Origin of the sequence: Micromonospora thermarum, assembly GCF_012034245.1 — a bacterium.
Taxonomy (GTDB): Bacteria; Actinomycetota; Actinomycetes; order Mycobacteriales; family Micromonosporaceae; genus Micromonospora; species Micromonospora thermarum.
The window spans coordinates 38,087-56,478 of the sequence record NZ_JAATEO010000013.1 but is presented as its reverse complement, the minus strand read 5'-3'; the positions used below and the strand labels follow the sequence as shown (position 1 = coordinate 56,478).

At 74.5% G+C, this 18,392-nt stretch carries 15 protein-coding genes and 1 pseudogene; 5 read left to right on the top strand and 11 right to left on the bottom strand.

Annotation, left to right across the window (positions count from 1 at the left end):
• Positions 1-14: 14 nt before the first annotated feature.
• Together xylB and xylA are read right to left on the bottom strand one after the other, a co-directional pair.
• On the bottom strand, positions 15-1,460 hold the full coding sequence (xylB, locus tag HCJ94_RS13925; RefSeq protein WP_168001437.1) for a xylulokinase: 1,446 nt from the start codon (positions 1,458-1,460) through the stop codon (positions 15-17).
• A complete protein-coding gene (xylA, locus tag HCJ94_RS13920) occupies positions 1,460-2,647 on the bottom strand; it encodes a xylose isomerase (protein ID WP_168001436.1) in 1,188 nt (395 codons plus the stop codon). The genes xylB and xylA overlap by 1 nt, the downstream gene beginning before the upstream one ends.
• A 76-nt stretch (positions 2,648-2,723) precedes the next feature.
• Between xylA and HCJ94_RS13915 the strand changes: the two genes are divergently transcribed.
• Together HCJ94_RS13915 and HCJ94_RS31185 are read left to right on the top strand one after the other, a co-directional pair.
• Entirely contained in the window at positions 2,724-3,965 is a 1,242-nt protein-coding gene (locus HCJ94_RS13915; protein WP_309227272.1) for an ROK family transcriptional regulator, read from the top strand.
• A gap of 840 nt (positions 3,966-4,805) precedes the next feature.
• On the top strand, positions 4,806-5,837 hold the full coding sequence (locus tag HCJ94_RS31185; RefSeq protein WP_309227271.1) for a PP2C family protein-serine/threonine phosphatase: 1,032 nt from the start codon (positions 4,806-4,808) through the stop codon (positions 5,835-5,837).
• A 68-nt stretch (positions 5,838-5,905) separates the two neighbouring features.
• Here HCJ94_RS31185 and HCJ94_RS13905 read toward each other — a convergent pair whose 3' ends face one another.
• Positions 5,906-6,427 carry a MarR family winged helix-turn-helix transcriptional regulator gene (locus HCJ94_RS13905; RefSeq protein WP_168001435.1) on the bottom strand — a complete coding sequence of 174 codons (522 nt, stop codon included), beginning with the start codon at positions 6,425-6,427 and terminating at the stop codon, positions 5,906-5,908.
• A gap of 98 nt (positions 6,428-6,525) precedes the next feature.
• Between HCJ94_RS13905 and HCJ94_RS13900 the strand changes: the two genes are divergently transcribed.
• Positions 6,526-7,656, top strand: coding sequence for a PP2C family protein-serine/threonine phosphatase (locus tag HCJ94_RS13900; protein WP_168001434.1), 1,131 nt, complete (start codon positions 6,526-6,528; stop codon positions 7,654-7,656).
• Positions 7,657-7,663: 7 nt separating this feature from the next.
• Here the strand turns inward: HCJ94_RS13900 and HCJ94_RS13895 are convergent, their stop codons facing one another.
• From HCJ94_RS13895 to HCJ94_RS13860, 8 genes are all read right to left on the bottom strand, one after another.
• A complete protein-coding gene (locus tag HCJ94_RS13895) occupies positions 7,664-9,145 on the bottom strand; it encodes a sugar transferase (RefSeq protein ID WP_168001433.1) in 1,482 nt (493 codons plus the stop codon).
• Between the two features lie 214 nt (positions 9,146-9,359).
• Complete coding sequence (locus HCJ94_RS13890) at positions 9,360-11,117, bottom strand: substrate-binding domain-containing protein (RefSeq protein ID WP_168001432.1); 1,758 nt, start codon at positions 11,115-11,117, stop codon at positions 9,360-9,362.
• 134 nt (positions 11,118-11,251) lie between these two features.
• Positions 11,252-12,289 carry a lactonase family protein gene (locus HCJ94_RS13885; protein ID WP_309227270.1) on the bottom strand — a complete coding sequence of 346 codons (1,038 nt, stop codon included), beginning with the start codon at positions 12,287-12,289 and terminating at the stop codon, positions 11,252-11,254.
• A 114-nt stretch (positions 12,290-12,403) separates the two neighbouring features.
• A complete protein-coding gene (locus tag HCJ94_RS13880; protein WP_168001430.1) occupies positions 12,404-13,006 on the bottom strand; it encodes a GTP-binding protein in 603 nt (200 codons plus the stop codon).
• The gene (locus HCJ94_RS13875) at positions 12,987-13,373 is read right to left on the bottom strand and encodes a DUF742 domain-containing protein (RefSeq protein WP_168001429.1); all 387 of its coding nucleotides are present in this window, start codon (positions 13,371-13,373) and stop codon (positions 12,987-12,989) included. The genes HCJ94_RS13880 and HCJ94_RS13875 overlap by 20 nt, the downstream gene beginning before the upstream one ends.
• Positions 13,363-13,788: a roadblock/LC7 domain-containing protein gene (locus tag HCJ94_RS13870; protein WP_309227269.1), complete on the bottom strand. Its 426-nt coding sequence runs from the start codon at positions 13,786-13,788 to the stop codon at positions 13,363-13,365. Before HCJ94_RS13870 ends, HCJ94_RS13875 begins: the two co-directional genes overlap by 11 nt.
• The gene (locus tag HCJ94_RS13865) at positions 13,785-16,430 is read right to left on the bottom strand and encodes a sensor histidine kinase (protein WP_168001427.1); all 2,646 of its coding nucleotides are present in this window, start codon (positions 16,428-16,430) and stop codon (positions 13,785-13,787) included. Before HCJ94_RS13865 ends, HCJ94_RS13870 begins: the two co-directional genes overlap by 4 nt.
• Before the next feature lie 223 nt (positions 16,431-16,653).
• Entirely contained in the window at positions 16,654-16,992 is a 339-nt protein-coding gene (locus tag HCJ94_RS13860; RefSeq protein WP_168001426.1) for a hypothetical protein, read from the bottom strand.
• 400 nt (positions 16,993-17,392) lie between these two features.
• Here HCJ94_RS13860 and HCJ94_RS13855 point away from each other — a divergent pair.
• A pseudogene (locus HCJ94_RS13855) lies at positions 17,393-18,189 on the top strand (helix-turn-helix domain-containing protein).
• Positions 18,176-18,364: a DUF397 domain-containing protein gene (locus HCJ94_RS13850; RefSeq protein WP_168001425.1), complete on the top strand. Its 189-nt coding sequence runs from the start codon at positions 18,176-18,178 to the stop codon at positions 18,362-18,364. The pseudogene HCJ94_RS13855 and the gene HCJ94_RS13850 overlap by 14 nt, the downstream one beginning before the upstream one ends.
• Positions 18,365-18,392: the final 28 nt, after the last annotated feature.

Here is an 18,392-nt window from a genome sequence, read left to right as displayed (position 1 = left end):
GGGTCGGCGGCGCCTCACCTCCAGCGGTTCAGGACGTGCTCGCGGGCCTGCGCGTACCGGTCGCGGATCGCGGGGACGGGATCCGCCTCGTACGTCTCCGCGTCGCCGGGTGTCCACAGCGGCGGCTCCGCACCGCCCAGGGCGACCCAGGCGGCCTGGCGGGCAGCGCCGTCGGCGACGTACTCGCCGGGTGGCGGGACGACCACCGGGACACCGAAGACCTGCGGGGCGATCCGCCGCACCGCCGCCGACCGGGCCCCACCGCCGACGAGGATCACCCGGCGGACGGTGGCACCCTGCGCGACGAGCGCGTCCAGGCCGTCGGCGAGGGCGCACAGCATCCCCTCGACGGCCGCCCGGGCCAGGTGCGCCGGCGTCGAGGTGCGCAGGGTGAGCCCGTGCACCGCGCCGGTGGCGTCCGGCCGGTTCGGCGTCCGCTCCCCCTCCACGTACGGCACCTGGACCAGCCCGTCCGCGCCGGGCGGCGCGGCGAGCGCCAGATCGGCCAGTTCGTCGAGGTCGACCCGGAGCAGCCCGGCGGCGGCGTCGAGCACCCGCGCGGCGTTGAGCGTGCAGACCAGCGGCAGGAAGCGGCCGGTGACGTCGGCGAAGCCCGCGACGATGCCGCTCGGGTCCGCCGCCGGGGTGTCCGCGACGCTGAAGACCGTGCCGGAGGTGCCGATGGAGACGACCACGTCGCCGGGGCCGGCGCCGGCCCCGAAGGCCGCGGCGGCGTTGTCGCCGGCACCGGGACCGAGCAACGCCGGGGCGGGCCCCGCGGCCGCGCCCCCGAGGACGGTCCGGTCGAGCTGACCGGCCGCCTCGGCCGGGCCGAGCACCCGGGGCACCGCCACGACCCGGCCGAGCGCGCGCTCCAGCAGGTCCGGGCGGTACTCGCCGGTCGCCGGGGACCAGTAGCCGGTGCCGCTGGCGTCGCTGCGGTCGGTGCGCAGGGCGTCGAGGCCGGGGGCGCCGGCCAGCCGCCAGGTGAGCCAGTCGTGCGGCAGGCAGACCGCGGCCACCCGGGCGGCGTTCGCCGGCTCGTGCCGCGCCAGCCAGCGCAGTTTGGTGACGGTGAAGCTGGCCACGGGCACCGCGCCGACCGCGTCGGCCCAGAAGCGGCGGCCCTCCTCCCCGCCCCCGGCCTCGGCGACCAGGTCGGCGGCGGCGCCGGCCGAGCGGGTGTCGTTCCACAGCAGCGCCGGGCGGACCACCTCACCGGCCGCGTCCAGGCAGACCATGCCGTGCTGCTGGCCGGCCACGGAGACCGCCGCGACGTCGCCGAGCCCGCCGGCGCCGGCCACCGCGTCCCCCAGCGCGGACCACCACGCGGACGGGTCGACCTCGGTGCCGTCCGGGTGCGCCGCCCGGCCCTCGCGGACGAGGACGCCGGTCTCCGCGTCCCGGACGACCACCTTGCACGACTGGGTCGAGGAGTCGACCCCGGCCACGAGGGGCATCAGCGGGCGCCGAGCAGGTGCTCGACGGCGAGCTGGTTGAGCCGGACGAAGCCGAAGCCGCGGGCGGCGGCCGCGTCGACGTCGTACTCCTCGAAGGCGGACCGGTCGGCGAGCAGGTCGGCGTAGCTCTCGCCGTCGGCCAGCGTCGGCGTGGCAAGCTCGCCCACCCGGCTGGCGGCGAGGGCCTCGGCCACCTCCGGGTCCGCCCGGAAGGCGGCGGCCCGCTCCTTGAGGAGCAGGTACGTGCGCATGTTCGCCTCGGCCGAGGCCCACACGCCGGTCATGTCCTCGGTGCGGGAGGGCTTGTAGTCGAAGTGGCGGGGTCCGTCGTACGCCGGGCCGCCGTTCGGGCCGCCGTGCTCCAGGAGGTCGACCAGCGCGAAGGCGTTGAGCAGGTCGCCGTGGCCGAAGACCAGGTCCTGGTCGTACTTGATCCCGCGCTGGCCGTTGAGGTCGATGTGGAACAGCTTGCCCTGCCAGAGGGCCTGCGCGATGCCGTGCGCGAAGTTCAGCCCGGCCATCTGCTCGTGGCCCACCTCCGGGTTGAGGCCGACCCGCTCCGGGTGGGCCAGGGTGGAGATGAAGGCGAGGGCGTGGCCGACGGTGGGCAGCAGGATGTCGCCGCGCGGCTCGTTCGGCTTGGGTTCGAGGGCGAAGCGCAGGTCGTAGCCGCGGTCGACGACGTACTGGCAGAGCAGGTCGACGGCCTCGCGGTACCGGTCCAGGGCGGAACGGACGTCCTTGGCGAGGTCGTACTCGGCGCCCTCGCGGCCACCCCACATGACGAAGGTGCGGGCACCCAGCTCGACGGCGAGGTCGACGTTGCGGAGCACCTTGCGCAGCGCGTACCGCCGCACGTCCCGGTCGTTGCTGGTGAAGCCGCCGTCCTTGAACACGGGGTGGGTGAAGAGGTTCGTGGTGACCATCGGCACCACCAGCCCGGTCTCGTCCAGCGCTTTGCGGAAGCGGGTCAGGTGGGCGTCCCGGGTGGCCGCGTCCGCGCCGAAGGGCACCAGGTCGTCGTCGTGGAAGGTGATGCCGTACGCGCCGAGCTCGGCGAGCCGGTGCACGGCCTCGACGGCGTCCAGCTCGGGCCGGGTCGCGTCGCCGAACGGGTCACGGGCCTGCCAGCCCACCGTCCAGAGGCCGAAGGAGAACTTGTCGGCGGGGGTGGGACGGGGTGCCATGACAGACCTCCGGGGATGTCGTCCACTATTTGTTCAGTGGTTGAATTATTTGACCGGCGTATGGCACTGTCAAGGGGTGAGCCGTACCGCCGCCGTACCCGTCGGGGCCGCCCGGCAGGGCAGTCTGCGCGAACTCAACCTCGCGCTCGTGCTCGGCCGGATCGCCGACGCCGACCGCCCGCCCTCCCGGGCCGACCTCGCCGCCCGCACCGGGTTGACGCGCGCCACGGTCTCCGCGGTCGTCGAGGACCTGCTGCTCGGCCGGCTGGTGGCCGAGGTGGAGCCCGCACCGCGCGCCGGCGCCGGGCGACCCGCACGCGGGCTGGTCCTCGCCGGCGACGGCCCGGCCGGGCTGGGCCTGGAGGTGAACGTCGACTACCTCGCCGTCTGCGTGGTCGACCTCGCCGGCCGCGTGCGGCACCACACGGTCGAACGGGCCGACCTGCGCCCGGTCCCGCCCGCCGAGGCGCTCGGCCGGCTGGCCGCCCTGGCGGCGGCCGCCCGCGCCGACGCGGCCGACCAGGGCCTCACGCCGGCCGGCGCCGCCCTCGCGGTGCCCGGGCTCGTGGACGACGCCGGCCTGGTCCGCCTCGCGCCCAACCTGGGCTGGCGGGACGTGCCGGTGCCCGCGCTGCTGGCCCGGCACCCGGCGCTGACCGAGCACGTCGACGGCGTACCACCCCTGGTGGTCGACAACGAGGCCAACCTGGCGGCGCTCGGCGAACTGCACGCCGGCCCGTCCGGCGCGGCGAGCTTCCTGCACATCTCCGGCGAGGTGGGCATCGGCGCCGGCATCGTGCTGGACGGGAGGCTGTTCCGGGGCGTGCGCGGCTGGAGCGGAGAGATCGGCCATGTCCCGGTCCGTCCGGACGGGCGGCCGTGCCGCTGCGGCGGGCGCGGCTGCCTGGAACGGTACGCGGGCCAGGAGGCCGTCCTCGCCGCCGCCGGGCTGGCCGGGGCCGACCTGCCGGCGGACACCGCGGCGTACCGCCTGGCCGAGCTGGCGCGGGCCGGTGACGCGGCCACCCTGGCCGCGCTGCACGACGCCGGGACCGCGCTCGGCGTGGCGGTGGCCGGCGTGGTGAACCTGCTCGACCTGGACACCGTGGTCCTCGGGGGCGGATACGCCCCGCTCGAGCCGTGGCTGCGCCCGCCGGTGCTGGCCGAGATCTCCCACCGGGTTCTGACCGCCGCGTGGTCGCCGGTGACCGTGCGACCCGCGACCCTGGGCACCCAGGCAGCGGCCGTCGGCGCGGCCGGTTCGGTGGTCCGCCGCATCCTCGCCCGGCCCGGCGGCTGGCTGGCGCACCGGTCCTGATCCCAGCGGCCCGCGTCGATGTGCCGGCGCGAGCCGCCGAGACTCAGGCGGCGATCCGGCACGGCCGGGCGGTGCCATCGACACCGGCCCGGAGTCCGCCGTGGGCGTACGGCCGCGCGCCTCGGTACCCTTGCTGTCGAGCAACGACATCCACCCGAGGAGTGCACGACCAGCATGCGCACAGGTCGACGGACCCGGGCGCCCGGCGCCGCACGGTGACCAGGCCCCCGCGTGGGGGCGTCACCGGCCCGGTCGGCACCCGCGGGCGGACCGCCCGCCACGACGCTCCGCGCTCCCCCGGGATCTCCCTGCCGACCGACTCCGGACTGGCCCGGGAGCTGCTGGACGGGCTCACGGACGCCGTGGTGACGGCCGACGACACCGGGGTCGTGACGTTCGTCAACGGCAGGACGGCGGAGCTGCTGCCAGAGATCGTCCCGGGCACCGACCTGGCCGCCGGCGTCCTGCCCGTGCTCGCCGCGGCGGAGACGTTCGACGCCGAGCATCGCGGCCGGCGGCTGCGGGCGGTGCGGCGGTGCCTCACCGGCGGCCGGTACGCCTGGTACGTACGGGACGTCACCGACGAGTACGCGCGGACCGCAGCCCTGCTGGCGGAACGGTCGCGGACGGCGTTCCTCGCCCGGGCCGGCAGCCGTCTCGGGCTGTCGCTGCACCGGGACCACGCGTTACGCACCGCGGCCACGATCGCCGTTCCCTACCTCGCCGACCTGGCGCTGGTCGTGCACCGGCCGCCCACGCCGGCGGAGAACCTGCTGCCGCACTGGCTGCGGTACGCCGACGGCGACCCCGCCCCGGTCACCGGCGTCGCCCCCCTGGGCCGTGACGAGCGCCCTGCCCGGCCTCCGGGAGGCGTTCGCCGGTGCGGCCACCGACCCGAGCCCCTGGCCCCACGCCGACGTGGCCGACCTGGCCGACCTGCTCCCGGCCGGATTCGGCCGGCCCCGCACGGTGCTGGTCAGCCCGATGCTCGCCGCCGGCCGTCCCGCCGGGGCGCTGGTGCTGGTCCGCCGGGCCACCACGTTCGACGCGCGCGACGTCGAGGTCGCCCGGGAGTTCGCCGCCCGGGCCGGCGCCGCCCTCGCCACCGCCGACCTGTACGGGGAACAGGCGCACCTGGCACGCGTGCTGCAGGCCAGCCTGCGCCCGCCCGAACTGCCCGCCGTACCGGGCATCGCCCTCGCCGGCGGATACCGCGCCGCCGGGGACACCCTGCGGATCGGCGGCGACTTCTACGAGGTCTTCCCGACCGCCCGGGGCGCCATGTTCACCCTCGGCGACGCGTGCGGCAAGGGCGTCGGCGCGGCCGTCCTCACCGGCCGGGTCCGCCAGTCCCTCCAGACCCTCCGTCTGGTCGAACAGCGCCCGCTGGAGCTCATCCGGCTGCTCGACCGGGCGCTGCTCGACACCCCGGACGCGGCCCGCCGAAGCCAGTTCACCACGCTGCTGCTCGGCACGCTCGACCGGGAACCGGACGGCGGGCTACGGACCACGATCGCCGGCGGTGGGCACCCCTCCCCGCTACTGGTACGGCCGGACGGCACCGTCGAGCCGGTCCCGGTCGGCGGGATGCCGGTAGGTGCGCTCGCCGCCGCCCGCTTCGGTCAGGCCACCGTCCGGCTGGCCCCCGGCGAGCTGCTCCTCGCGTACAGCGACGGGGTGACCGAGGCGCGCGGCGGGCCCCGCGACGCCGAGATGTTCGGCGAGGGCCGGCTGGGCCGCGCGCTCGCCGCCGCCGCCGGCCTGCCCCCCGCCGCGCTGGTCGACCGGCTGCTCCAACTCGTCGACGAGTGGGCGGGCGGCCAGCGTCAGGACGACATCGCGATGCTCGCCGTGTGCGCGTCGCCCGGTTGACCCGGCAGGTCCACCACCCGCACCCCCGGCGGCGCCACCGGGCGGCAGACGGCGGCTCAGGCCGCCGCTCAGGCCGTCCGGGCCGCCGGCGGCTCTCCTGCCGTCCACTCGGCCGGCGGCGGCTCGACGTCCGCGGCGGGCCAGGGACCCGGCGGTTCGGCGTACGCGATCGACTCGTCCTGCCGGCGCGCCGCCTCGTCGAACTCGCGCAGGCCCCGCAGCAGGGCCTCCCGGCCCTCCTCGCTCATCCCGGCGAGGATCTCGGTCAACTGGCGCCGCCGGTGCTCGCGGAGCTCGGTGAGGAGGCGGCGGGACTCCACCGTCAGGTGCAGCGAGATCTCCCGCCGGTCGAGGCGGCCCGGCTCGCGTTCGAGCATCCCGGCCGCCACCAGCCGGTCGCAGAGCCGGCTGGCCGAGGAGAGCAGCATGCCGAGACGGTTCGCCAACCTGCGCAGGTTGATCCCGTCGTGCTGCTCCACCACCATGACCACCCGGAGCTGCGCTCCGGAGACCCGGCTGGTCGTGCTCTCCCGCGCCGTCTCCCAGACGGTCAGCAGGGCTTTCGCCGCGGCGTCGACCTCGGCAGCCATACTCGTCTGTGGTCCCGGCGGACCCTGTACTTCGACCATGGTGCGCCCGAGCGTACTCCGCCTTCGGCGATAAGCGGGCCTGTGATCAAGGAGCGGTGATGAGCGAACCGGTCGACCGGGCACGAAGCGTGCTCATTCAGGCCCCGGCCGACCTCCTGCTGAAGGGCATCACCGAGGTCATGGGTCAGGCGTACGGCATCGAGCGGGTGGAGCTGCTCCAGGTCGACTACCGCATGTCGGTGCTGATGCCGCTGGCCGAGGGTGAGCCGGTCACCGCTCCGGGTCACCCGGCGTGGCGCTGCTTCGACCACCAGGTCCCCATCGTCGCCGACGGCCACGCGTACCTGCCGGTCTCCATGCGGGGCGAGCGGCGCGGGGTGCTGCGGGTGGCCCCGGCGCCGGACGACGGTGCCGTACTCGCCGAGCTGGCGGAGATCGCCACGGCGCTGTCGCACGAGATCTCCGCCGTCACCGAAGGCACCGACGTGTACCGGGTCGCCCGGCGCAGCCGGCGCCTCACGCTCGCCGCCGAGATGCAGTGGGAGCTCCTGCCGGGCCGCAGCCGCGTCCGCTCCACCTTCAGCCTGGCGGGGCAGCTGGAGCCGGCGTACGCGGTGCGCGGCGACAGCTTCGACTGGTCCGACGACGGCGACCGCCTGTGGCTGGCCACGATCAACGGGTCGGGCACGGGGGTGGCGGCGTCGCTGCTGACGTCGCTGGCCACGTTCGCCCTGCGCAACGCGCGGCGGGCCGGCCTGTCCCTGGCCGACCAGGCGGCCCTCGCCGACCAGGCCGTGTACGAGGTGCACCGCGGCGAGCGGCACCTTGCCGTGCTCCTGATGGAACTCGACCTGCGCTCCGGGGTGATGACGGTGGTCGACGCCGGGTCACCCCGCCTGCTGCTGCTGCGCGACGGCGAGGTCCACGACCAGCCGCTGGACAAGCAGTTCCCGCTGGGCATGTTCGAGGACACCGACTACCGGGAGCAGCGCTTCGCGCTGCGCCGGGGCGACCGGCTCTTCGTGGTCAGCGACGGCGTGGTCGAGGCGACCGGCCACGACATCCGGTACGGCGAGACGGCCCTGGACCGCTTCCTGCGGCGCACCGGACCGATGCAGCCGTTGGACGCCGTCCGCTCGCTCATCGGCGACCTGCGCGCCTTCGTCGCCGGCGACCTGGTGGACGACGCGGTGGTGGTGTGCCTGGACTGGACCGGACCCCGGATCTGACTCGGCGTCAGTACGCGCCGCGGCTGTTGATCACCGCGCCGAAGGTTTTCCACAGGATCGTCAGGTCGGCCGCGAGCGACCAGTTCTCCACGTAGTAGAGGTCGAGCCGGATCCCGTCCTCCCAGCTCAGGTCGGACCGGCCGCTGACCTGCCACAGACCGGTCATGCCGGGCTTGACCAGCAGGCGGCGGGCCACGTCGCCGTCGTACCGGGCGACCTCCGACGGCAGCGGCGGGCGCGGGCCGACCAGGCTCATCTGGCCGAGCAGGACGTTGACGAGCTGGGGCAGCTCGTCCAGCGACCACTTGCGCAGCAGCCGGCCGATCCGGGTCACCCGCGGGTCGTCGCGCATCTTGAACATCAGGCCGTCGGTCTCGTTGCGGGTGGACAGCTCCGTCAGCAGGGCGTCCGCGTTCACCACCATCGTGCGGAACTTCCAGACGCCGAACTCCCGGCCCCCCTGCCCCACCCGGGTCTGCCGGAACAGGACGGGCCCGGGGCTGTCCAGCCGGATGGCGGCCGCGATGACCGCCAGCAGCGGCAGCAGCATCGCCAGCGCGAGGAACGCGGCGGAGCGGTCGACGAAGCCCTTGACGAGCTTGCGGGCGCCCCGGAACTCGGGCGCCTCGACGTGGATCAGCGGCAGGCCCGCCACCGGCCGGGTGTGGATGCGGGGGCCGGCGACGTCGGTCAGCGCCGGGGCCACCACCAGGTCCACGCCGGTGCCCTCCAACTGCCAGCCGAGCCGGCGCAGCCGGGTGGCGGTCAGCTCTCCCGAGGCGGTGACGGCCACGGTGTCCGCACCGATGGCGGTGGCGGCCTCCGGGATCCCCCGGAACGAGCCGACCACCGGGACGTCGCCCAGCCGCTGCGGGACCGGGGCGAGCAGCGCGTCCGGGATGCATGCTCCGACCACCTGGTAGCCCGCGTACGGCTCGCGGCGCAGTGTGTGCACCAGTTCCAGCACGTGTGCGGTGTCGCCGACCACGAGCACCTTCCGGGACCAGCCGCTGCCCCGCGAGCGGGCCCGGTGCAGGCTCTTGCGGGCGGCGAACCGGGCCACCTCGAGCCCGAGCGTGCCGACCGCCGCGGAGATGCCGAGGAACCCGCGCGAGACACCGACGTCGAAGATGTAGCCGGCGATCGCGATACCGCCGGCGAGCCGCAGGCTGGCCGAGCTCACCCGCCGGTACTCGTCGGCGCCGTACCCGAGGACGCGGTCGTCGTAGCACCGCAGGGCCTTCAACGAGATCAGCCAGGCCAGCACCAGGCCGGGCGCCACGACGACGTACGGGATCTCGGCGCCGCGCGGCAACTCGTCGCCGAAGCGGGCCACGTACCCCACCAGGACGGCGACGATCAGCACGGCGGTGTCGAGGACCACCAGCGCACGGACGTAGGACCGCTCAGCGGTGCGTGCCGCGGGCCGGGACTGTGGGCCACCCGCGGCCGACGATGCCCGGGCGGGGGTCAACAGCGTCGCCGACACCGGCCCTCCCCACTTCACCGTCACCGGCCGTAACAGGCCGGACCGGAGACAACCCGGTCGCCGTCCGAAGCACGACGACATCCTGCCCCGAGAATTATGGCGGCCGATTGCTTCGGACGTATTGCCGTCACTTTTCCCGGCCCGCAAGGAGCCGGAAAGGGGCCTGTCGTACGGAATTCACCGCCACGACAGGCCCCCGTCGCTGAGCAACCGGTCAGGCGCCGGTCTTCCGGAGCGCGATGGCCTTCAGGAAGATCGTGCTGATACCGGTCGGATCCTCGGTCACGAACGACCCACCGCCGGTGATGTCGGTGATCGACTTCAGCTCCGCCTTGCTGACGTCCCGGCCGATGCCGATCAGGACGACCTGCACCGGACGCTCCGGGTCCTTGATCCGCTCCAGCTCGGCGAGCAGTTGCTGCTGGCTGATGCCGTTGTCGTCGTCGTTCTTGCCGTCGGTGAACAGCACGACCGAGTTGACCTGGCCCGGGTCCCAGTCGCTCTGGACCGCCTTGTACGCCGCGAGCACCGTGTCGAACAGGCCGGTGTCGCCGTTGGACGACCGCATCCGGGCCAGCGCCTGCTCCAGCGGGGCGCGCTGCCTGGTCAGCGGGCCGATGTCGACCAGCTTCCGGTAGTCGCGCGGCCCGTCCAGGGTCGTGGAGAACTCCCAGAGGCCGATCTCCCAGCGGTCGTCGAACAGGCTGAGGCCGCGCCGGGCGGCGTCGACCGTCACCTGCTGGCGGGTCGCGCCGTTGGCACTGGCCACCTTCTCCTTCATCGAGCCGGAGACGTCGATGACGCAGAGCATCCGGCCGGACGCGGTGGCCACCGACCAGCTCGTCACCGCCTGCTCGACATTCCTGGGATCGAGGTCGCCGGCGGCGTTGCCGCCACCGACCTGCTGGGCCGACGCGCCGCCGGCCTCCGGGCTCGGCGCGCCCGGCGGGGCGCTGAACCCGGCACCCCAGTTGCCGTCCGGCGCGCGCAGCGACAGCGGCGCCAGCCGGTTCTTGAAACTGGAGTTGGTGAGCACCTCGAACAGCACCCGGGCCGCCCCCGCCTTGGCCGGCTCGATGCCGGGCAGCACCGCGTACGGGTAGTCCAGCGGCATCGCCGCCGGCTGGAGGTAGAGCGCCGCCAGCGGGACCGCCGGCTTCTTGCTGTTGTACGAGATCACGTCCTCCTCGGACAGCGCCGCGGCACCGAGGCTGCGGGCCACCGTGGTGGGATCCGCCGCGGTCGGGAACTTGGCGAGGAGGTCCTGACGGAGGTTGGAACTGCCCGTCGACAGCGCGCGGAGCGCGGCGACCCTGTCCTTGTCGGCGTCCTGGCTGGTGGCGGCGGCGGCCGTGGTCAGCGAGAGCAGGCCCGAGAGACCGGCGGCGTCGCGGGTCGGGTTGACGATGCCGGCCTTCAGCGGCTTGGAGTTGTTGACCTGACTGACGAGCTGCGCCCAGGTCAGCTCCTTCTGCGGCCAGCCGAGCCGGGAGGCGATCGGCTCGGGCATCGCCACGACCACCGGGCTGCGGGCGATGGACTTTCCGTTCGCCGGCTCGAAGGCGGTCGCGCCACCGGTCTTCAGCCGCAGCAGCCAGGTGGAGGAGTCCGGGACCCAGACGTCCGGGCTGACCGCCGTGCCCGGGGCCTGCCCCACGCCGGCGAGGATCGCGCCGTGCTTGGCCGCCACCGTGGCGGCCACCTCGACCGGGTCGGACGCGGAGACGTTCACCTCGATACAGGTGCCGCCGACCGCCGCGCCCTCCTTCTCCCAGTCGGTCGCGGCGGCGTCGACCGCCGGAGCGAGTTCCGTCGCCACGGCGACCGAGAGCTCGATCTTGCCCGAGCAGTCGGGCGACGCGAGCTGCTGGTAGCCGAAGTACCCGCCGGCGGTGACGACGAGTACGCCGACCGCTGCTGCGGCTCCGGCGGCATGGATGTTCGTGCGCATACGATGGCGGCCTGCTGACACGGAGACCATCTTGCGGACCCGATGCGAGCAACGCCACGTCCGTTCGGACGAAAGTTACGCAGAAGCAACAGTTGATCGCAGATTTGTGACACTGTGTGACCAGTCAGCCTCGGGCCGTTGCCCTGGACGGCGACTCAGGGTAGAACGCACGTGGGACTCGGCACCACCACGGGCTCGCCCACCGGGGCCGGCACGCCGTTCGTCGGGTCCACCCGGAAGACGCGGATCATGTCCGCCCGCTCGTCGGCGACGTACAGGTGCTTACCGGTGAGGGCGAAGTGCCGGGGCCACTCCCCGCCGGTGTCGACCTCGGCCACCGGCCGCGGCAGCGCGCCGTCGAGGACGAAGACCGCGATCGTGCCGACCCCGCGGTTGGCGACGTAGAGGAACCGCCCGTCCGGCCCCACCGCGATCTCGGACGGCTGTACGTGGCCCGGCCGCTCACTGGCGTCCACTCGGCCCTGCTGGTGCAGCGCGCCGTCGGCGGTCAGCTCGTACGCGAGGACCGAGCCGTCCAGCTCCCCGACCAGCCAGCAGCGCCGCCCGTCCGGGTGGCGGGCCAGGTGCCGGGGACCGGCGCCGGCGGGCGTCCGCACCCGCGGCGCCCGGGGCACCAGCCGTCCGGTCGCGGCATCAAGGTCGTACCGGTAGACCGAGTCGGTGCCGAGGTCGACCGCGAGCAGCGCGCCGCCGTCCCGGTCCGGGTTGACCATGTGGGTGTGCGCCTGCTCCTGCCGGTCCGGATCCGGGCCGTGGCCCTCGTGCCGTACCAGGTCGCTGCGCTCGCCGGGGATGCCCTGCTCGTCGAGCGGGAACACCGTCACGCTCCCGCCGCCGTAGTTGGCCACGAAGAGGTGCCGGCCGTCCGGGGCGACCGCCAGGTGGCACGGCTCGGCCCCGCCCGTCGGCCGCGTGCCGAGCAGGCTCAGGTCGCCGTCGGGGGCGACCCGGAACGCGCTGATCTCGCCGGTGGTCAGCTCGTTGACCGCGTACAGCACGGGCAGGCGGGGGTGCCGGGCCAGGAACGACGGTGAGGGCGTGACCGCGACGGTGCCGAGCGGGGTGAGCGCGCCGGAATCCGGATCCCGCCGGGCGGCGACGATGCCGCTGCCCCGGCCGCCGCTGGCCGCGGTGTAGCCACCGACATGGACGATCATGCCCTGACCTGTCACGGGTCCGCCCTCCGTCGATTCTTTCCCGATCAAACCAGAGGCTTCCCGGTCCGCCGGGTCGTCACGCCCGAAGTCGACCCCGATTTCGGTGCCGGCCGACCGCCGGGGGCGGGCTCAGGCCGCCGGTACCGGCTCGCCGCGCTGGCGTGCCACGTGCTCGACGAGCGCGATCAGCACCTGCTTACCCGACTGCCGGTCCCGCGCGTCGCAGAGCAGCAACGGCACGTCCGGGTCCAGGTCCAGCGCCTGGCGTACGGTCTGCAGGCCGAACCGGCGCGCCCCGTCGAAGCAGTTGACGCCCACCACGAACGGGATGCCGCGCTGTTCGAAGTAGTCGATCGACGGGAAGCAGTCGGCCAGCCGCCGGGTGTCGGCGAGCACCACCGCGCCGAGCGCCCCGAAGGCCAACTCGTCCCAGAGGAACCAGAACCGGTCCTGCCCCGGTGTGCCGAACAGGTAGACCTGGAGGTCCTCGTTGATGGTGATCCGGCCGAAGTCCATCGCCACCGTCGTCGTGGACTTCGCCTCCACGCCCGAGATGTCGTCGGTGCCGATGCCGGCCCCGGTCAGCACCTCCTCGGTCTGGAGCGGTCGAACCTCGCTCAACGCGCTCACCAGCGTCGTCTTCCCGGCGCCGAAGCCCCCGGCGATGAGGATCTTCAGCGCGACCGGGATGCGCGTACCGGTTCCCGCCAGGTCAGAGCGCACGGAGTCCACTGACCACCGCCTTGAGGATGTCGTTGTCGGGCAGGTACGGGTTGGCCGGGGGCTGGTGCACCGTCACCAGTCCCCGGTCCACGAGGTCGCCGAGCAGCACGCGGACCACCCCGACGGCGAGGTCGAGGTCGGCCGCGAGTTCGGCCACCGGCACCGGGCGGGCGGCCAGCGCCACCAGCTTCCGGTGCTCGGGGTGCAGGTCCCGGTGCGCGGCGGGGTCGGCGTCCCGCTCGGCCACCACGTACGCGACCAGGTCGAAGCCGTCGACGGCGGACCGGACGCGACCGCCGGTCAGGGTGTAGGGGCGCACCACCGGGCCGGCGTCGTCGTCCAGCCACTCGTGCGGCGAGCCCCCCTCAGCCCGCATCGCCGGTGCCCGCCGTGGACCGGGCCGGGGCGCTCATGTTCTCCCCGACGCGGGTGACCAGCATGGCCATCTCGTACGCCACCAGCCCGATGTCGGCGTCCGCGTCGCACACCACCGCCAGGCAGGCGCCCTGCCCGGCCGCGGTCACGAAGAGGTACGCCGACTCCATCTCGACGACCGTCTGCCGGACCGGACCACCCGCGACGTGCCGGCTCGCGCCCCGCGCCAGGCTGGAGAAACCGGAGGCCAGCGCGCAGAGGTGCTCCGCGTCCGCCCGCTCCTGCCCGGCGGACGCACCGAGGAGCAGCCCGTCCGCGGAGAGGAGCACCGCCTGTCGCGCGGACGGCACCCGCTCCACCAGTTCGTCGAGCAACCAGTCGAGATCGGCACTCTGCCTCGTCGATTGCAGCATCACGCGTCCCTCTCAGTCACGGTCGGGTTTTCGGGGTCCGCCGGCGCCGCGCCCGGCGCGGCGGACCGGGCCGGCCCGGCGGCCGACGGGGCCGGCGCCGTGCCTGGGGCCGGCGCGGCGGGTGGTGTCGTGGGCACGGTGACCGGTGTCGCGGCGGACGTGGCCCCGTCACCGCCCCGGGGCGCGGCGGCGGCCCGTCCCCGGGCCGTGCCCGCCTGCAGGGCCGACATGACCCGGCGCGCCTCCTCCGGCGTGCGCGGGGTCGGGTCGGCCGTCGGCGCCCACCAGGCGGGGCCGCCGACGGCGGGCTGCCGGAGCGTGGGGCCGTCCACCGCCGGCCGGCGAACCTCGACGGTCGTCTCGCCCGGACCCGCCACGTCCGCCGAGGTGGTCCGCGCCGACCCGCCGCGGGCGGTGCCGTCGGCCGGCGGGTCGCTCCCGTCGTGCCCGGGCGCCGCGGTGACCGTCGCGTCGGGCACACCGGCGTCGCCGTGGGCCGTCACGTCGCCGGCCGTCCGCCGGCCGCCGGGACGCAGTGGGGCGACCGGGCCACGGCGGCGGACCCGGCGGGGCAGCCCGTCGATCTCACCGGCCACCTCGGCCCGAGCAGGGCCGCCGCCGGGCAGGGTGTCGGCGGGCAGCGGGTCGGCGGGCAGGGACGTGGACGCCGCCGCGGCACGCGGGCGCCGGGGGCGCGGGAGCGTCTCCCGCCGGCCGGTCCGCCGCCCGTCCGGCGCGGGGTGCGGCGCCCCCACCGGCATCAGCGGCGGTTCCTCGGTGACCAGGTCGTTCGGGACGAGGACCACGGCGGTCAGGCCGGCACCGCCGGACGGGCGGAGCCGGACCCGTACCCCGTGCCGGGCGGCCAGCCGGGCCACCACGAACAGGCCGAGACGGGCCGTCCGGGTCGGGTCGAACTCGGGTGAGGACTCCAGGCGCCGGTTGGCGTCCTCCAACGCCTCGGTCGGCATGCCGAGCCCCTGATCGGTGATCTCCACGACGTAGCCGTTGGGCACCCGCTGTCCGGAGACCCGGACCCGGGTGTCCGGCGGAGAGAACGCCGTCGCGTTCTCGACCAGTTCGGCGAGCAGGTGGATCAGGTCACCCACGACGCGGCCGGCCGCACCCACGGGCTGGACGTCGGCGATGTCCACCCGGTCGTACGCCTCGACCTCGGAGATCGCACCCCGGATCAGGTCGACCATCGCGACCGGGTTGCGCCACCCGCGGCCCGGCGCCGCGCCGGCGAGGATCACCAGGTCCTCCGCGTGCCGGCGCAGCCGGGTCGCGAGGTGGTCGACGCGGAACAGCTCGGCCAGCTCGTCCGGGTCCTCGGTGCGCCGTTCCATCCGGTCGAGCAGGGCGAGCTGCCGGTGCACGAGGCCCTGGCTGCGCCGGGCGATGTTGAGGAACACCTCGTTGAGGCCCCGGCGCAGGTTGACCTCGTCCTCGGCGGCCCGGATCGCGGTCCGCTGCACGGACGTGAACGCCCGCCCCACCTGGCCGATCTCGTCCGCGGCGTACTCCCGGTGCGGCGCCTCGCGGGCGAGGTCCACGACCTCGCCGCGCCGCATCCGCGCCACCACCTCGGGCAGCCGGCGCTCCGCCCGCTCCAGCACGGTGCGGACCCGGGCGAGCCGGTACGCGAGCGAGCGACCGACCCGCAACGCCACGACGAGCGAGACGACGACGGCGACCAGGCCCAGCACCCCCGCGACGGCCAGTCGCACCAGGATCCGCACGGCCGTCGGGACCGACCGTTCGGCGAGGCCGTCGGCCTGGTCCAGCTCGAACTCGCGCAGGGACTGCTGGACCGTGTCGTAGTCGGCCAGCCACGTGTTCCCGTCGACCGGCGGCCGGGACGCCCCCGCGGCGATCAGGTCGTCCTGCATGGACCGCAGCCGGTCGAACGCCTCGCGCTCGGTCAGCCGCTGGTACGCCGCGCGATCCGCCTCGGGCAGGTCGGCCACCGCGGCCTGTACCAGGAACCGCTGGTTGGCGATGGTCTGCACGATCTGGGTGTGCTCGCCCTCGGCGAAGCGGCCGGACACGAACACCCCGGCCAGCAGGGCGTCGGTCTGACCGAGCAGTTCGCGGGAGCGGCCGAGGGCGGTGACCGCCAGCGCCTGCCGGTTGAGTTCCGGGTCGGGCAGCGCCGCCATCGCCGCGAACGCCTGGAATGCCGACGAGATCATGCCACTGTAGAGGCCGAGGGCACCGGCCCGGTCCACCGCCCGCCGGTCGATGAACTCCCGGCCGGCCGGCAGTGCCTCCAGAGCGGCGACGAGCTGGTCCAGCCGGGCGTCCAGCAGGTCCCCGGCGGCGTCGCGCAGGTCCTCGCCGGCGACGCGGCGGCGCAGCTCGGCGATGGCGCGGTCGGTCCGCTGCCGCTGCTCGGCCAGGCCGGGCAGGTCACGTCGGGTGGACAGGTGGACGACCGAGAGGCGGCGCTCGCGTTGCAGCTCCGCCACGACCGCCTCACCGGGCCGGCCGAGGTCGTACAGGAGCGTCCGGGCGGAGAGCAGGTCCAGTGCGGGTCCGAAGGTGAGCGTGGTGGCGAAGAGCCAGAGCGCGAGCAGCGCGGTCAGCGGCACCACGACCAGCGCGGTCAGCTTGGAGCGGATCGGCCAGTCGCGGGTGTTCACTCAAGACCTCGCCCGGAAGGTGTGGCTGCGGGGGCGCCGGCACCGGCCGGGCACGCCCGACGGGAGCGCGCCCGGCTGTGACGCCGGGACGTCATCGACGGACGCCTTGGGCAGGATACGTAATCAGCGCCGGTTGCACTACCGTCCGTCCATCATGCCGCAGCAGTGCGGACTCGCGGCTGTCCCGGCGCGCGCGTTGCCACCGTGGACGGCCGGCGGCGGGTCAGCTCCGACCCTCGGCGGCCGACCTGCGGAACGGCCCCCACGCGACGAACCGGTCGAACAGCTCGCGCGGGCGCGGCCCGTCGTGCGGGTTGAGGTGGTAGAGGTCGTGCATGGCCTCGTAGAGCAGGCCGGCGAGATAGATCGAGAGGCTGGGCAGCCTGCCCTCGAACTCGGCCTTCAGCAGGAGCCGGGCTTCGGCGCACGGCCACGGCTGACCGCACGACCGGCACGCCCACATCGGCCGCAGCGAGGTGTGCGGGGGCCGGGTCTCGGTGCGGTAGCGCGGATACTCGGGGTGCGGCCCGAGTCGGGGCTGCGGAAGCTGGGCGAAGATCACCACCGGCCTCCGTTCGCCCGCCACCGCTGGGCGGGGGTCAGCCAGCCGGCGCGGCCGGGCCGCGGGTACGCCTGGGTCGGCTCGGTCATCCAGGCCGGCAGGTTCCGGCCCCGGACCCGTCGCGGCAACTCCGGCGGTTCTTCGTCTCGGCACCGGAACCAGCTGATACGCACATCGACCTCCTCGACGGTGGGAAGGGGCCGCCCCGCCCGGGGGTGCGGGGCGGCCCCGGCAGGACCCGCCGCACCTCACCCCTCGGCGGAGCGGGTCCGCATGGGTGACAGTCTGCTGAGGACATCGCTACCCTCGGAAGGCATCGACGCAGGTCGCGGCGGGGGTCTGGGGATCACACACCCCGGCTGGCGACGGCTGGCGATCTTGACGGCTCTCTGGAGGTCCGGTGGAAGGCGAGAAGAACGCCGATCTGATCCGCGCCCAGCTCCGCAGGCAGCGGACGCTGGTCGGCATGAACCAGGAGGAGTTCGGCAAGCGCGCGAACTACTCGGCGTCGACGGTGTCCGCGGTGGAGACCGGCATCCGGCCATCGACCTGCCGTACGCCCGGCGAGCCGACGAGATCCTGGAAACCGGCGACCTCTTCGAGTCCCTCCTGCGGTCGGCGCAACGGGACGGCCTGCCGACGTGGTTCAAGCCCTGGCTGGAAGCCGAGCGCGAAGCCCAACAGCTCCGGTATTTCAACCCACTGTTGATCCCGGGTCTGTTCCAGACGGAAAACTACGCCCGCGCGGTGTTCCGGCTCGTCGACACCCGCCCGGAGCAGGAGGTCGAGCAACACCTGGCCGCCCGGCTGGAGCGGCAGGAGATCCTGACCAGGGAACACCCGCCCCAGGTCGTCGCCGTGATCGACGAGTCCGTGCTGCGCCGGGCCGACGCCATCATGGGGGAGCAGCTCGCCCACCTGCTGCGCATGGCTGAGCTGCCCTACGTTCACATTCATGTCGTCCCGGCGGGCGCCGGCCTGTACATCGGCCTGGACGGGCCGCTGGCTTTGGCTATGCTGCCGGACGGCGGCTGGGTCGGATGTCTCGACCACCAGGCCGGCAGTGCGGCGGTTGGCACCGAGGAAAAGGTGGCTACGCTGCTGGCCAGGTGGGAAGGCGTGCGCGGCGCGGCCCTTCCCGAAGCGATGTCGGTCGCCCTGGTAAAGGAAGTAGAGAGCCAGCATGGACCTCAGTAACGCCCGGTGGCGGACGTCCACGCGGAGCACCTCGGCAGGCGGCGAGTGCGTCGAGGTGGCTGACAACCTGCCCGGCGTGGTGGCCGTCCGCGACAGCAAGGACCCGGCGGGCCCGGTGCTCGCCTTCGAACCGTCGGCCTGGCAGGCGTTCGTCAGCCACGCGAAGCGACACTGACCGACTGACACGACAAAGCCCCCCAGCT